Here is a 13,577-nt window from a genome sequence, read left to right on the forward strand (position 1 = left end):
AAAAATAGCATTAAAGATTGTGCGATTTAAATAAGAACAGGCTGAAGGGGAAATTATTATCTTATTTGGATGGTTAAAATTGGGCTAAAAGGGCAGAGTATGACTCCACCCTTTTTTGTGGTTATTTTTCAGGTTTAAAACGCAGTAGGCGGTTTGCATTACTGACTACGGTAATGGACGATAACGCCATTGCCGCACCTGCGACTACTGGGTTTAATAAAGTCCCTGTAATCGGATACAAAATACCAGCTGCGATAGGAATACCTAATGTATTGTAAACAAAGGCACCGAATAGGTTTTGTTTCATATTACGTAAGGTGCCTTTTGAAATAGAAACGGCATCGGCAACACCGTGTAAACTTTGGCGCATCAATGTGATAGAGGCCGTTTCAATGGCGATATCACTGCCGCCGCCCATGGCAATACCGACATCTGCGCGGGCAAGGGCAGGGGCATCATTAATGCCATCGCCGACCATCGCGACTTTGTGACCTTTAGCTTGTAATGCTTCAATTGCCGCCGACTTGCCATCTGGCATCACCCCAGCAATCACTTCATCGATCCCCGCTTCCTTGGCAATCGCATTGGCGGTTACTGGGTTATCCCCCGTTAACATCACCAAACGAAAGCCTTGTTTATGTAAGCGAGCAAGAGCACTAATGCTGTCTTCACGCAGTGGGTCGCGAATAGATAACAAGGCGGCGACTTTACCATCAACTGCCAGCAGTACAGGGGTCACCCCTTGACTGGCTTGTTGATGAAGAATATCGTCGACCTCCGTAGTGTCTACGTGATTTTGGGTTAACAGGGCTTGGTTACCTAACAAAATGGTTTTGCCGTTAATGATGGCGCTCACCCCTAAGCCTGCTAGGGTTCTAAATTGCTCATTGGTAGGGAGAGTTAACCCTTCCGCTTTTGCTAACACTGCGCGCGCTAATGGGTGGTTTGAGCCATTTTCCAAAGAGGCGGCGAGTTGCAATGCGCTATCTTGATCAAAACCATTGAACACATGGATATTAGTAACCTGAGGCATACCTTCGGTCAATGTGCCTGTTTTATCAAAGACGATAGTGTCCAATTCGCTGGCTTGTTGTAATGCATCCGCATCACGCACTAGCACCCCAAATTCTGCTGCACGGCCGACACCTGAAATTATCGACATCGGTGTTGCTAGCCCTAAAGCGCAAGGACAGGCAATAATTAATACGGTAGTGGTGATAACCAAAGCATAGGTAATTTGCGGTGCAGGACCAATAAAGTACCAGATAGCACCTGAAATCAACGCGATAGCAACCACGACGGGGACGAAAATGGCTGAAATTTTATCCGCCATTTGGCCGATTTGTGGTTTACTGCTTTGTGCTTGGCGAACAAGGTGAATAATTCGCGCTAATGTGGTTTGACTACCTACCGCCGCCGCACGAAATAGCACAGTACCATCTTGCACGACAGTACCTGCGTGCACAGAGTCGCCTAAGCTTTTTTGCTGTGGGATAGGTTCACCCGTAAGCATCGCCTCATCTAACCAAACCTCTCCTTCGATGATTTCCCCATCGACAGGTACGCGATCACCCGTTGCCAAGCGTAAGATCATGCCTTTTTTTACGTGTTCCAATGGCAAATCCACTTCGCCCTGTTCTGTGACAACTCGTGCGGTTGGTGGTGTTAAATCTAACAATCGTTCAAGGGCTTTCGATGAACGCTGGCGTGCTCGTTGCTCTAAAGCGTGACCAAGGTTGATTAGACCGATAATCATTGCACTGGCTTCGTAATAAAGGTGGCGAGCTTGCTCAGGGAACCATTCAGGCCAAATATTGACGACGATGGAGTAGAGCCATGCAGCTCCTGTACCAAGAGCAACCAAGGTGTCCATGGTGGCACTGCCGTTTTTCAAACTTTGCCATGCGCTACGATAAAAATGCCCACCAGCAAACACCATCACGAGGAAGGTTAATACCCCAATGGTGAGCCATATGGTGTGATTTTGTTCAGTCAGCACCATATTATCGCCCATCATCCCCCATACCATAACCGGGATCCCAAGGGCTAAGGCTAAGGCTGATTGCCAACGGAAACGGCGCATATTGGCTTGAGCCACCTCTTGTTGGCGTTCACGACGCTTGGCTTCATCTTGAATGATTTCAGCGCCATAACCCGCTTTTACCACAGCACTGATCAGGTCATCAGGATCGGCGGTTCCTGTCACTAATGCACTGCGTTCTGCTAAATTTACTCGCGCATTTTCCACACCTGAAACGCGACTGAGTGCTTTTTGCACTTTATTCACACAGCTTGCACATGTCATGCCATCAAGCAGTAACTGAACGCTATCATCGGTTGGGGCGATGTCAGGCTGTTCGCCTAAATCAGACTCTTGTGCCGGAATGTCACAAATTGCCGCTGAATCAGCTTCCGGCTGTTCAGTTTGGGGAGTCAGCGGCTCAGTTTTTGGGTGAGAACCCTCTTCTGTGGCTTGGTAACCCGCAGCGTTGACTGCTGCAATTAACGCCTCCACTGGTGCAGTTCCTTGCACTATCGCAGATTGGGTATCCACTTGTGCGCTGTCTACGCCATCAACGGCTTCAAGTGCTTGTTGGGTTTTCGCAGCACATTTCATACAACTTAAGCCAGAAAGAGATAAAGTCACTTTATTGGATTGGGGTACTTGCGCCTTGAAGCCTGCTTGCTCAACCGCACTAATTAAAGTTTGAACGTCAGCAGTGCCATACACGTTTGCCTGCGTCGTATTCACCACCGCAGCAACAACACCTTCGAGATCTTCAAGGGCTTTTTGCGTTTTATCTGCACATTTCATACAGTTCAAACCGGAAAGCTGCAATTTAACGTCGGGTGTTGATGCCACCTCAGCTTGATAACCTGCTTCAGTAATGGTACTGATAATATCAGCAACATTGGCATCACTTTCCAAAACGGCGTAATCAATGGTGACGTTTACATTTGCCACATCACCGCGCGCTTCTAACGCTTTAGTGACAGAGCCGACACAGTGCATGCAGCTTAGCCCCTGTAATTTTAAGATAATTTTATTACTCATTTTGCAACCTCCAAACCCGTTTGATAAATTGGGTCTATAACTTTATCTACAATTAGGTCTATACTCGTCATACTTTAAGTTGCAGCGTTGTTGATTACGTCCATCCGCTCCAGCCAAATACTGATGTATGCTCCTCGCGGCTTATTTGCTTATTGTGTAACTGCAACTTGAATTATGTGAGTCTATAATTCGACGATGTGAAAAGGTTACACCTTCCAGTAAGGTTAAGGTCAAGGGGATATGATGAATATTAGTGAAATTGCCAAAAAAACTGGGCTAACTGCAAAAGCAATCCGTTTTTATGAAGATAAAGGGCTGATTACGCCACCCGAGAGGGGCGAAAACAGCTACCGTTATTATCAAAAACGCCACCTAAACGAATTGGTATTGCTAAAACAAGCGAAAGATGTGGGGTTTACCTTGGATGAGTGTGGTGAGTTGCTGGGATTGTTTCGAAATCCAACCCGACATAGCGCGGATGTGAAAAACACAACGATTGCTAAGATCAACGAAATAGAGCAGACAATTGTCAAACTGTCTGCTATCCGCGATACATTACAGGAGTTAGTGGATGTCTGTCCGGGGGATGATGGTGCTGACTGCCCGATTATTGACCATCTGGCCCGTGGTTGCTGCCATCAGCAGAAGGCTTAACCTGTAGCGTAATACCATCAACGGCGACAACGACCACTTCTGTATTGGCAAGCAGAGGCGTATCGCTATAGACACGCCAACTGCCGTCAGCAAGGCGCACACGGCTAAAACCTTCTTCGGTATCCATTAACAAACGGGCTTTAAAACCGATAAGCTGGTGGCTAATTTGATTGACATCGTCAGCTTTGCTTTTTTTACGATTGCTTAACCATTTACGCCATAACACCGCGGAAACAAGGGTAAATATAGCAAATAAAATGCCTTGCCACTCCCAACTTAAGAATGGTAAAGCCCATGTCAGTAAGCCAACGGTAACGGCGGCGATCCCAGACCAAAGCAGATAGCCGCCAGTGCCGAGTAACTCAGCAATCAGCAATAGCCCACCAAGGCATAGCCAAAACCATGCAGGTTGAGAGCTGATAAGCGCTATCATTCTTTTGCCTTTTGTGTGGTTTTTTTGCTCTCGCCAATAAGCTCAGTAATACCACCGATAGCCCCCATTAAATTACTGGCTTCTAATGGCATCATGATCACTTTGCTGTTTTGCGCAGAGCCAATACTGGTTAAGGCATCAGTGTATTTCTGTGCAACAAAGTAGTTAATGGCTTGCATATCGCCAGCAGCGATAGCTTCAGAAACCATTTTCGTTGCTTTTGCTTCCGCTTCTGCGGCCCTTTCACGCGCTTCAGCTTGCAAGAAGGCGGACTCACGTTCCCCTTCAGCTTTTAAAATTTGCGATTGTTTTTCACCTTCCGCTTTTAGGATCGCCGCTTGGCGAATACCTTCGGCTTCTAAGATATCAGCACGCTTTGTCCGTTCTGCTTTCATCTGTGCATTCATCGCGCTGATAAGTTCTTTTGGCGGTTTCACATCACGAATTTCAATACGAGTGATTTTCACGCCCCATGGGTTAGTGGCTTCATCGACGACATGTAATAAGCGGGAGTTGATTGAATCACGCTGAGACAGCATTTCGTCGAGCTCCATTGACCCTAATACAGTACGAATATTAGTCATCGTCAAGTTAAGCACAGACAACTCTAAATTGCTGACTTCATAAGCCGCCCGAACAGGATCAACCACTTGGATAAAGCACACTGCATCAATGGTGACGTTGGCGTTATCGCGTGAAATGACTTCTTGAGAGGGAATATCAAGGACCTGTTCCATCATATTGATGCGACGACCGATTTTGTCCATAAATGGCACAATAATATGCAGCCCAGGTTGCAATGTGCGGGTATAGCGACCAAAGCGTTCAACTGTCCATTGAAAACCCTGCGGTACTGTTTTAACACAGGTAAAAACAATAACAATGGCGACAAAAATGATAATCGGAATAGCACCAAAGGCGAACAAGTCCATATTTAACCCTTAATTAATAAAGTAATGAATACATTTGGCGGCGATATTTACTCGCTATCGCATCGCCTGTTCCCATGGCTGACATAATATCCATCATGGTTTTTTTCACCGCACCGTCACCTGCGCCCAAGTCTTTACGTAAGAAGTTAAATAATATCTCAAGGGCTTCTTCGTTACGGTTTACTTCATGTAATTTTAGCGCTAATTGAACCGCTAGTGTGGTATTTTGTGGATCTTGATTAAATTCGTCCTGTAATTGTTGAATTTCAGGGGTGTCCGCCGCTTGTTTTAGTAATTCAATTTGGGCAACCAGCCCGTGGTAGCGGCTGTCTTTGTCTTGCAATGGCACCGCGTCTAAAGTGGTCTGTGCGTCATCCACTAATTTTAAGCCAATTTGCGTTTCCGCTAATAACAATGTGATATCACTATTTTTGGGATTTAGCTGATGTGCTTCTTTAAGCAGTGGCAAGGCTTCTTGAGTTTTACCTTCTGCAATTAATTCAGCGGCTTGGGCGGCTTTCATTTCTTCGGGGCTTGGTAGAACACGAGATAAAATGTCTAATACAACCTCTTCAGGTTGTGGTCCTTCAAAACCGTCAACTGGGCGGCCATTTTGCAGCACATACACGGTTGGAATTGCTTTTAAGCCGAATTGGCTAGCAATCATTTGCTCTTCGTCACAATTAACTTTCGCTAAGATATACAAACCTGCGTAGTCGTTGGCAATTCTTTCCAACATTGAGCCGAATTCTTGGCAATGCGGGCTACGTGGTGACCAAAAATAAAACATAACTGGCAAGTTCATTGATTGTTCAATGACTTGATGAAGATTGGTTTCGTTGATATCAATAATTTGTGCGTTATTAGCAAACATACGGTGTCTCGTTTTAATTTGTTATCAATAATAATAAAATGGGGTCAATTTTCCTGTTTTCAAGCCTTTTTTCCCTGATTTGCCAGTATTTTATCCATTAATTTGTCAGGTAAAATACGTTTTAGCACGCGGACGACTACCGTTAATAGTGTCACGGAATAACGTACCTGCGGGCGTGGGCTTTCTAACGCGTGGATCAGTTTTTCCACCACATGTTCGGGTGTTAAGGTAAAGCGTGAGGCAATTCCTGGGTTTTTAACAGGTTTATCTTTTTGAGTTTGTTCAACATTTTGGGTAAATGCCGTATGAATTGGGCCCGGTTCAATTAAACTCACCGAAACACCACTGCCTTTTAACTCTAAGCGCAAGGCATCCGACCAAGCTTCTAATGCATATTTGCTTGCAGCGTAGGCACCACGCCCCGGTGTAGAGATAATCCCCATTACTGAACTGGTTTGCACGATGCGCCCTTCATTATGCGCTAGCATGGCTGGCAGCAGTTGAAAGGTCAATTGATGTATGCCGAAAAAGTTTGTAGAGAACTGAGCTTCAAGTTGCTCACGGCTAACGCTGTTTAGTGGCCCATAAACCCCAAAACCGGCATTATTGAATAATCCGAAAAGGCGATGATTACAGAGTGTTAGCACCTCTTGTGCGGCAGCATTTATGCTATTCTTATCATCAAGGTCAAGAATGACGGCATCGAAACCGAGATCTTTTAAGCGTAAAATATCGCTTTCTTTGCGACAAGCGACAATCACATGGTAGCCACGTTGGCGTAACGTTTGTGCGGCACAAAAGCCGATACCGCTTGATGCACCTGTGATCAGAACCGATTTTCCGTTTCGTGCTGATGTTTGCATAACTTTACCTTCATTTCATGCAACTGAATTTATTTCGCGTATAAAGAGGCCTTTATCGCGTTTGTTTACCGTCTATTTTACTTGTTTGAGGGTAAAATATGTGCGGAAAGTTGTTTTTCCATAAAGTCAGCAATGGATGGCTGTGCCTCAACTGTTGGGTGTATTCCATCTTGTTGTATCCATTCAGGCTTAGTGATCACGTTTTCCATGTAAAAAGGCAGCAACGGAATATGATTGCTATCTGCTAATTTTGGGTACACTTTTTCAAAGCTTGTTGTATAACGTTTTCCATAGTTTGGTGGGATACGAATTTGCATTAAGAGTGGTTTAGCGCCGGATTGTACGATTTGGTCGATAATTTGTTGTAAATTAGTTTCCAATTGTTCAACGGGTAAGCCTTGCAAACCATCGTTAGCGCCTAATTCGATCAGCACCCAGCTCGGTTTATTTTGTTCCAATAAGGTAGAGAGACGTTCCAGCCCTTGTGCTGAGGTGTTGCCACTGATGCTGCCATTGACGACTTCAATGGGCGGTGACAGTTTTTGCCAGCGGTCGGCAAGCAACGAGGCCCACGCTTGTTCAGCGGGCAAACGGTAGCCCGCACTTAGGCTATCACCTAAGATCAATAGCTTAGTTGACGCAAGGGCGTGTCCACTTGCGGTCAGTAACAGGAGAAAAACCAATATATGTCGGCGAATACTATTCTTGAAGTTCATCATCTCATTAAACGTGTTGGTCAAGGTGAACATGAACTGACTATATTGCAAGGTGTTGAGCTAATTGTCGAGTCTGGTCAAACAATTGCTTTAATTGGCGAGTCAGGATCAGGGAAATCAACCTTGCTAGGGATCATTGCAGGCTTAGATGACGGCACCAGTGGTACTGTTAACTTGTTAGGACAAGACCTGACACGAATGGATGAAGAGGAGCGTGCCCGTTTACGTGCACAAAGCGTGGGGTTTGTGTTTCAATCGTTTATGTTGATCCCGACATTAAATGCCATTGAAAACGTGCAGTTACCCTCATTATTGCGTGGTGAGTCAGAGTCGGCGAGTTACCAACATGCGGCAGATTTACTGTCCGACTTAGGCCTTAAAGATCGCATGAAGCATATGCCGCCACAACTTTCGGGTGGTGAGCAGCAGCGCGTGGCATTAGCTCGTGCATTTAATGGTCGACCACAAATCTTATTTGCGGATGAGCCAACAGGTAACCTTGATAGACAAACAGGGGATAAAATTGCGGACTTGTTATTCGCGATGAACAAAGAACATGGCACTACGCTGATTTTAGTCACCCATGATAATGAGCTTGCCGCTCGTTGCCAGCGCCGCTTACGGTTAGTCGATGGGCAATTGAGGGAAGAGGCATGATTTGGCGTTGGTTCTGGCGTGAATGGAAAACGCCTTCATTACTGATTGTGTGGTTAGCGCTGACGCTCGCCGTTGCCTGTGTTTTGGCACTTGGGCGCATTAGTGACCGCATAGAAAACAGCATGAGCTACCAAAGTCGTGAGTTACTTGCCGGGGATTTGGTTCTGCGCTCTTCATATCCCAGTGATCCTGCTTGGTTGCAAGAGGCACAAAAAGAGGGGCTAAAGCTGAGTCAGCAGATTTCATTTTCGACGATGGCCTATGCGACGGAAGAGGAAGATGCACGTCCACAACTGGTGTTAGTTAAAGCCGCAGATAAGGGTTATCCACTGTATGGCGACTTAGTCACAGAACCTGCGGGGCTCGTCCCCACTCAAGGGCAAGTGTTAGTTGCTCCTCGCTTATTAGCGTTACTGGATCTGAACATTGGCGATAATATTGATATCGGTGATGCAACCTTAAAAGTGTCTGGCAAGTTGATCCAAGAGCCCGATAGTGGCTTTAATCCATTCCAAATAGCCCCGCGGGTGTTGATAGCTATCGAGGATGCGCCTTTAACGGGGGCAATTCAGTTAGGTAGCCGTTTAACATACCGTGACATGTTCGCGGGAGATAGCCAGAGTATCGAGGCATTTAAGCAAAAGTTTGCTAACGAACTGCGCAATGATCAGCGCTGGTATACGTTAAATGAAGATAATGGCGCGGTTGGTAAAACCTTCCAACGCGCCCAGCAATTTTTACTGTTATCCGTATTATTAACCTTACTGCTGGCTATTGCTGCGGTGGTGGTTTCCATGACCCACTACTGCCGCAGCCGTCATCAGCTTATCGCGGTACTGAAAACGTTGGGTGCAGGGCGCAGGGCGCTGCGTAAATGGATTATTGGTCAGTGGCTAGTGATTTTAGTGGCGGCGGCATTACTCGGTTCATTATTAGGGTTAGCGTTTGAAGGTATTTTGATGCAAATTCTGGGGGCTATGCTGCCAAAAGCATTACCCCCGGCTAGCTTAATGCCATGGGTATGGGCTATTGGTACCTTGTTTATCATTGCCATCATTGTGGGCAGTCGCCCTTATTACCAATTGATGGCCACGCAACCTTCGCGGGTATTACGTGAAGATGCCAAATCCCCAGTGTGGCCGCTGCATTATTACCTCCCAGTGGTGAGTGTAATTGTCGTCGGTGGGTTGTTTATTTTTGCGGGGGTGAATCCGCTATTGTGGTCGATTCTGGCTGGGATTGTGGTGGTTGCCATTTTATTGGCTTTGATAGGCTGGATTGGCCTTTGGGGGCTGCGCCATATTAAGTTTCGTCAACTCAGTTTGCGTCTTTCAGTCAGCCGCTTATTGCGTCAACCACTACAAACCATCACGCAAATGAGCGCGTTTTCATTATCGTTTATGTTATTAGCGTTGTTGATTTTAGTGCGCGGGGATTTACTCGAACGCTGGCAGCAACAGTTACCCGCAGATAGCCCAAATTATTTTCTGATCAATATGAATGCGTCTCAACTGGAGCCAGTGACGCAGCTATTAGCACAGTACCAAGTCACACCTACTGAGTTTAACCCAGTGGTATTAGCACGTTTAACCGATATTAATGGTCAATCAGCCATTGAGTGGGCAGATAAGCGTGACCCTAACAATAATACGGTTAGGCGCGAGTTAAGCTTAACGTGGCAATCCCAATTGGCCCCAGCAAATATCGTTAATGAAGGCACATGGCCGCCAAAAGCGGGAGAGGTTTCTATTGAGCAAACCGTGGTGAAAGAGTTAGGGTTAAAACTGGGTGATAAACTGACGTTTAACGCAGGGGCTCAAGTTTTTACTGCCACGGTAAGCAGTATACGTACTGTGGATTGGGAAAGCTTACGACCGAATTTCTACTTTATTTTTTCGCAAGAAAGCCTGTCGAACATGCCAACAACATGGTTAAGTAGCTTTCATTATGAAGGTGATGGCCAATTATTAACGCAACTTAGTCGTCATTATCCAACCATCAATGTGCTGGATACGGGGGCGATCATCACGCAAATTCAGCAAATTCTTCAGCAAGTGAGCCAAGCCCTCGAAGTGATGGTGGTATTGGTGATTTTCTGCGGGCTACTATTATTGTTGGCGCAAATTCAAGTGGGAATGAGCCAACGAGAGCGTGAGTTAGTGGTGTATCGAACCTTAGGGGCGAGTAAAAAGCTGATGCGCAGAACATTATGGAGCGAGTTTGCTTTGCTCGGCTTAATGGCTGGTCTTGCCGCTGCTTTTGGGGCTGAAATTGCCCTGTGGTTACTGCAAAGTAAAGTGTTTGATTTCCCATGGCAACCGGAATGGCGTATGTGGGGGCTGTTACCCTTGTGCGCGGCCATGTTGTTATCCATTTGTGGCGGTTGGTTAGGTTTACGTTTATTAGGAACGGGAAGTCAACATCGCCGGTTACCAAATGGGTAATTAATATATCGTGAATAATTGGGCGCGAAATAATTCGCGTCCAATTAAAATAACTGTCTCTAATCCTTCACAAAAACGTCATTCGCTCAAGTTATGATCCTGCCGTCGATTATTGATAGCCTTAAAATGGAAACATAACCATGCAGCATAACAACACGATTAAACGCTCAATTCAATGGAAGTTAGGTTCCTTTTCTATACTGGCAAGTTTAATTTCATTTAGTCTCTCAGGGTTTGCTCAACAAGAGGTGCCAGCCATACTGGCGGGGCATGCTATTTTGCCTGTTGATTCCACTGTTCCTGCGCCGCAAAATGCCCCTTCAGATCTGCAAGTGAGTGGGAAATTCACCACTGGCACACGTGTCGAGACCCTCGGCAAAGTAGAAGGAAAATCGGCAGATCGCCCAACAGGGAAATCCATCCCAATTAAAGGGCAGCCGTTGCAAGGCCATTCAGGGATTAAACGTATGGCGGATGGTACCTACTGGGTATTAACGGATAACGGGTTTGGTAATAAAGTGAATTCACCAGACTCCATGTTGTATGTGACGCAATACGATATTGATTTTAAATCAGGTAAAGCCACGCCACTGAAAACGGTTTTCTTCCATGATCCTGACAAAGTCATTCCTTTTCACATTATTAATGAGAGCACTAAGGAACGTTATTTAACGGGCAGTGATTTCGACCCAGAGAGTTTTCAGTTTGCTGATGGGGCACTATGGGTAGGGGATGAATTTGGCCCATACCTGATAAAAATGGATTTGGATGGCAAAGTGTTAGCCCTGTTTGAAACGCAAGTAGAAGCTAAAAAAGTGGTTTCTCCAGACCATTACCAAGTCACCACGCCGGGTAAACCAACAGATAAAGTGGCTTTCCAAGTCAATCGTTCAAAAGGGTTTGAAGGGATGGCTTCCTCACCAGATGGTTCAAAACTGTACCCGATGCTTGAAGGGGCAATTTGGCGCGATGAAATACAAGATTATGAAAATGTGGATGGCAAACGTGCTGCTCGCATTCTTGAATTTGATGTGAAAAAGCAAGATTGGACGGGTAGAAGCTGGTTATATCTTTTTGAAGATAACCAGAATGCGATTGGTGATTTTAATTTAATTGATGATACTCACGGGCTCATTATTGAGCGTGACAACGGGGAAGGGACTTCAGACAAAGCCTGTGCTGTGGGCAGCACAAATACCGAAAATTGCTTTAGTCATCTTGCGAAGTTTAAACGCGTTTATCGCATTGAATTTTCAGATAAAAATGTTGGTGGGATGGTTGATAAACAAGCCTATATTGATTTGATGAATATTAAAGACCCGAATAATCAAGCAAGGAAGGCACTGAATGAGGGGGTGTTTACCTTCCCATTCTTCACAATTGAAAATGTGGATGTGGTTGATGATGAACATATTATCGTGGGGAACGATAATAACTTTCCATTCTCATCGAGCCGCGAGCCGAACCAAGCTGATGATAATGAATTTATTTTGTTGAAAGTGCCTGAATTGTTAAAGCCTTGATTGACTTTGTGCCACCCGAATGCCCCTTGTGGTGGCACAATATGAAACGCATGTTGTGATCCAATATCTGGTTTTATGATTATTTTCCCTTGGTTTTTAGCTTTCCCGAGCCAGCACTCGGGATTTTTTATTGATTGTTTAAGGCAGGTGGTTTCATCATTAAGGTTAAACCAAGGATCACCACAACAGGGGTAGCAATAATCAAAAATGCAGGGGTAAAGCTACCTGTGTAGTCTTTGATCCCCCCGGCAATAAATGGTGCTAAGCAAGCAATAGTTGAAATTAAATTAACGACAGAAAATAACTCTAAATATGGACCACGACCAAAGTAGTTTGACAACAAAACACTGGATGCCAAAAACGTCATGCCGTAACCGACCCCTACGCACAAAACAAACAAAATCAACCAAACCCATGACGTTGCGATACTGAGGAAGATCACTCCAAGTACCATGATAATTAAGCTGCCAATCAGCAGTTTTTTCGGTTCCAGCCATTCCCCTGCGGCCCCACCAATAAATCGTGAAAATGCATTAACAAAAGCCATTGTGCTTAGTAATGAAACTGCGACTGTCATACCAAAGCCACGCTCTTCAATATGGGCAACAGCAAAGCTATTCACTGTGATCCCACACCATAAGAACGACGTATAAGTTGCAGCAATTAAATAAAATTGCCATGTTCGCAGAGCCCGACCAACTGTCCACACCTCAGCGGTGCGGTAAATCGGTTTACTTGCATCACTGATCTGCTTTTGCATTACTTTTTTGGCGTGCTCTTGCTCTTGCTTGCCTTCACGTAACATAAAAATGGTGATTAACGTAATAATGCTCAGATAAACTGCGCACAGTACCCAGTGCATACGCCACGACCCTAATTGGTTAGATGCGTAGAAATAAATCCAGGGACCAGCAACCCCGCCGAGCCCACCAATGGTGAAATACAAACCAAAGGCGAGAGATTGTTTTTCAAATAAGCGAGAAAGCACGTAAGTGCCTGGTACTGTAGCTAGTAAGGTAAAACCGATACCAATTAACGCTGTACCGAGGAAATAGGTGCTAATGGCGTTGGTGGAATATAGGTTATAGAACCCCGCAATAAACACCAAGGTACCCAACAATAATGTAGTTCGTACGCCAACTTTACGGATTAACAGTGAAGGAAGAAAACTGGCTAAGCCGCAGGTTAAACCTAATAAGGTAAAACCGAACCCTGCTTCACTCCAGCTCCACTTCAGCTCGCTGATCATTTCTGGTAAAACCACGCCTAAAGAGGTGAAGGTTGTGGCGGTGGCTAAAAAATAGACTAATCCTAAGAGAATTAAAATACACCACTGATAAAACGGACTAAAATGCTGCGAGGACATAGTAACTCCAGTAATGCCGCACACCTTTAGTCAGGAGAGTTATCATCTAGATGACGGCGA

Annotated in this window: 11 protein-coding genes; 4 read left to right on the top strand and 7 right to left on the bottom strand. The window is 45.3% G+C overall.

The annotated features are described in order from the left end of the window. Positions 1 to 121 precede the first annotated feature (121 nt). The gene (copA, locus tag AB6N04_RS02175) at positions 122 to 3,055 is read right to left on the bottom strand and encodes a copper-exporting P-type ATPase CopA (protein ID WP_369310289.1); all 2,934 of its coding nucleotides are present in this window, start codon (positions 3,053 to 3,055) and stop codon (positions 122 to 124) included. Between the two features lie 243 nt (positions 3,056 to 3,298). On the opposite strand from copA, the gene cueR reads away from it, so the two are divergent. Further along, on the top strand, positions 3,299 to 3,709 hold the full coding sequence (gene cueR, locus AB6N04_RS02180) for a Cu(I)-responsive transcriptional regulator (protein WP_369310290.1): 411 nt from the start codon (positions 3,299 to 3,301) through the stop codon (positions 3,707 to 3,709). Here cueR and AB6N04_RS02185 read toward each other — a convergent pair. From AB6N04_RS02185 to tesA, 5 genes are all read right to left on the bottom strand, one after another. Then, the gene (locus AB6N04_RS02185; protein ID WP_369310291.1) at positions 3,663 to 4,142 is read right to left on the bottom strand and encodes an NfeD family protein; all 480 of its coding nucleotides are present in this window, start codon (positions 4,140 to 4,142) and stop codon (positions 3,663 to 3,665) included. The two genes, cueR and AB6N04_RS02185, sit on opposite strands and share 47 nt — an antisense overlap. Next, the gene (locus tag AB6N04_RS02190; RefSeq protein WP_369310292.1) at positions 4,139 to 5,074 is read right to left on the bottom strand and encodes an SPFH domain-containing protein; all 936 of its coding nucleotides are present in this window, start codon (positions 5,072 to 5,074) and stop codon (positions 4,139 to 4,141) included. Before AB6N04_RS02190 ends, AB6N04_RS02185 begins: the two co-directional genes overlap by 4 nt. Before the next feature lie 13 nt (positions 5,075 to 5,087). Beyond that, positions 5,088 to 5,948 carry a co-chaperone YbbN gene (locus tag AB6N04_RS02195; RefSeq protein WP_369310293.1) on the bottom strand — a complete coding sequence of 287 codons (861 nt, stop codon included), beginning with the start codon at positions 5,946 to 5,948 and terminating at the stop codon, positions 5,088 to 5,090. Positions 5,949 to 6,007: 59 nt separating this feature from the next. Then, a complete protein-coding gene (locus AB6N04_RS02200) occupies positions 6,008 to 6,811 on the bottom strand; it encodes an SDR family oxidoreductase (RefSeq protein ID WP_369310294.1) in 804 nt (267 codons plus the stop codon). 77 nt (positions 6,812 to 6,888) lie between these two features. Next, on the bottom strand, positions 6,889 to 7,530 hold the full coding sequence (tesA, locus tag AB6N04_RS02205) for a multifunctional acyl-CoA thioesterase I/protease I/lysophospholipase L1 (protein WP_369310295.1): 642 nt from the start codon (positions 7,528 to 7,530) through the stop codon (positions 6,889 to 6,891). Here tesA and ybbA point away from each other — a divergent pair. The 3 genes from ybbA to AB6N04_RS02220 all read left to right on the top strand — a co-directional run bounded on the left by ybbA (position 7,498) and on the right by AB6N04_RS02220 (position 12,151). Continuing rightward, positions 7,498 to 8,184 (top strand): putative ABC transporter ATP-binding protein YbbA, encoded by a 687-nt coding sequence (gene ybbA / locus AB6N04_RS02210; RefSeq protein WP_369310296.1) that lies wholly within the window; start codon positions 7,498 to 7,500, stop codon positions 8,182 to 8,184. The two genes, tesA and ybbA, sit on opposite strands and share 33 nt — an antisense overlap. Continuing rightward, positions 8,181 to 10,628: a putative ABC transporter permease subunit YbbP gene (gene ybbP / locus AB6N04_RS02215; protein ID WP_369310297.1), complete on the top strand. Its 2,448-nt coding sequence runs from the start codon at positions 8,181 to 8,183 to the stop codon at positions 10,626 to 10,628. Before ybbA ends, ybbP begins: the two co-directional genes overlap by 4 nt. Positions 10,629 to 10,768: 140 nt before the next feature. After that, on the top strand, positions 10,769 to 12,151 hold the full coding sequence (locus AB6N04_RS02220; protein WP_369310298.1) for an esterase-like activity of phytase family protein: 1,383 nt from the start codon (positions 10,769 to 10,771) through the stop codon (positions 12,149 to 12,151). 127 nt (positions 12,152 to 12,278) lie between these two features. Here AB6N04_RS02220 and AB6N04_RS02225 read toward each other — a convergent pair whose 3' ends face one another. Further along, on the bottom strand, positions 12,279 to 13,517 hold the full coding sequence (locus tag AB6N04_RS02225) for a CynX/NimT family MFS transporter (protein WP_369310299.1): 1,239 nt from the start codon (positions 13,515 to 13,517) through the stop codon (positions 12,279 to 12,281). Positions 13,518 to 13,577: the final 60 nt, after the last annotated feature.

Source organism: Providencia rettgeri (assembly GCF_041075285.1).
Taxonomy (GTDB): Bacteria; Pseudomonadota; Gammaproteobacteria; order Enterobacterales; family Enterobacteriaceae; genus Providencia; species Providencia rettgeri_G.

Coding starts and splice junctions, on each gene's coding strand:
- AB6N04_RS02225 (WP_369310299.1), bottom strand. CDS start 13,517: ATGTCCTCGCAGCATTTTAGTCCGTTTTATCAGTGGTGTATTTTAATT.
- ybbP (WP_369310297.1), top strand. CDS start 8,181: ATGATTTGGCGTTGGTTCTGGCGTGAATGGAAAACGCCTTCATTACTG.
- AB6N04_RS02220 (WP_369310298.1), top strand. CDS start 10,769: ATGCAGCATAACAACACGATTAAACGCTCAATTCAATGGAAGTTAGGT.
- AB6N04_RS02200 (WP_369310294.1), bottom strand. CDS start 6,811: ATGCAAACATCAGCACGAAACGGAAAATCGGTTCTGATCACAGGTGCA.
- cueR (WP_369310290.1), top strand. CDS start 3,299: ATGAATATTAGTGAAATTGCCAAAAAAACTGGGCTAACTGCAAAAGCA.
- ybbA (WP_369310296.1), top strand. CDS start 7,498: ATGTCGGCGAATACTATTCTTGAAGTTCATCATCTCATTAAACGTGTT.
- tesA (WP_369310295.1), bottom strand. CDS start 7,530: ATGATGAACTTCAAGAATAGTATTCGCCGACATATATTGGTTTTTCTC.
- copA (WP_369310289.1), bottom strand. CDS start 3,055: ATGAGTAATAAAATTATCTTAAAATTACAGGGGCTAAGCTGCATGCAC.
- AB6N04_RS02185 (WP_369310291.1), bottom strand. CDS start 4,142: ATGATAGCGCTTATCAGCTCTCAACCTGCATGGTTTTGGCTATGCCTT.
- AB6N04_RS02190 (WP_369310292.1), bottom strand. CDS start 5,074: ATGGACTTGTTCGCCTTTGGTGCTATTCCGATTATCATTTTTGTCGCC.
- AB6N04_RS02195 (WP_369310293.1), bottom strand. CDS start 5,948: ATGTTTGCTAATAACGCACAAATTATTGATATCAACGAAACCAATCTT.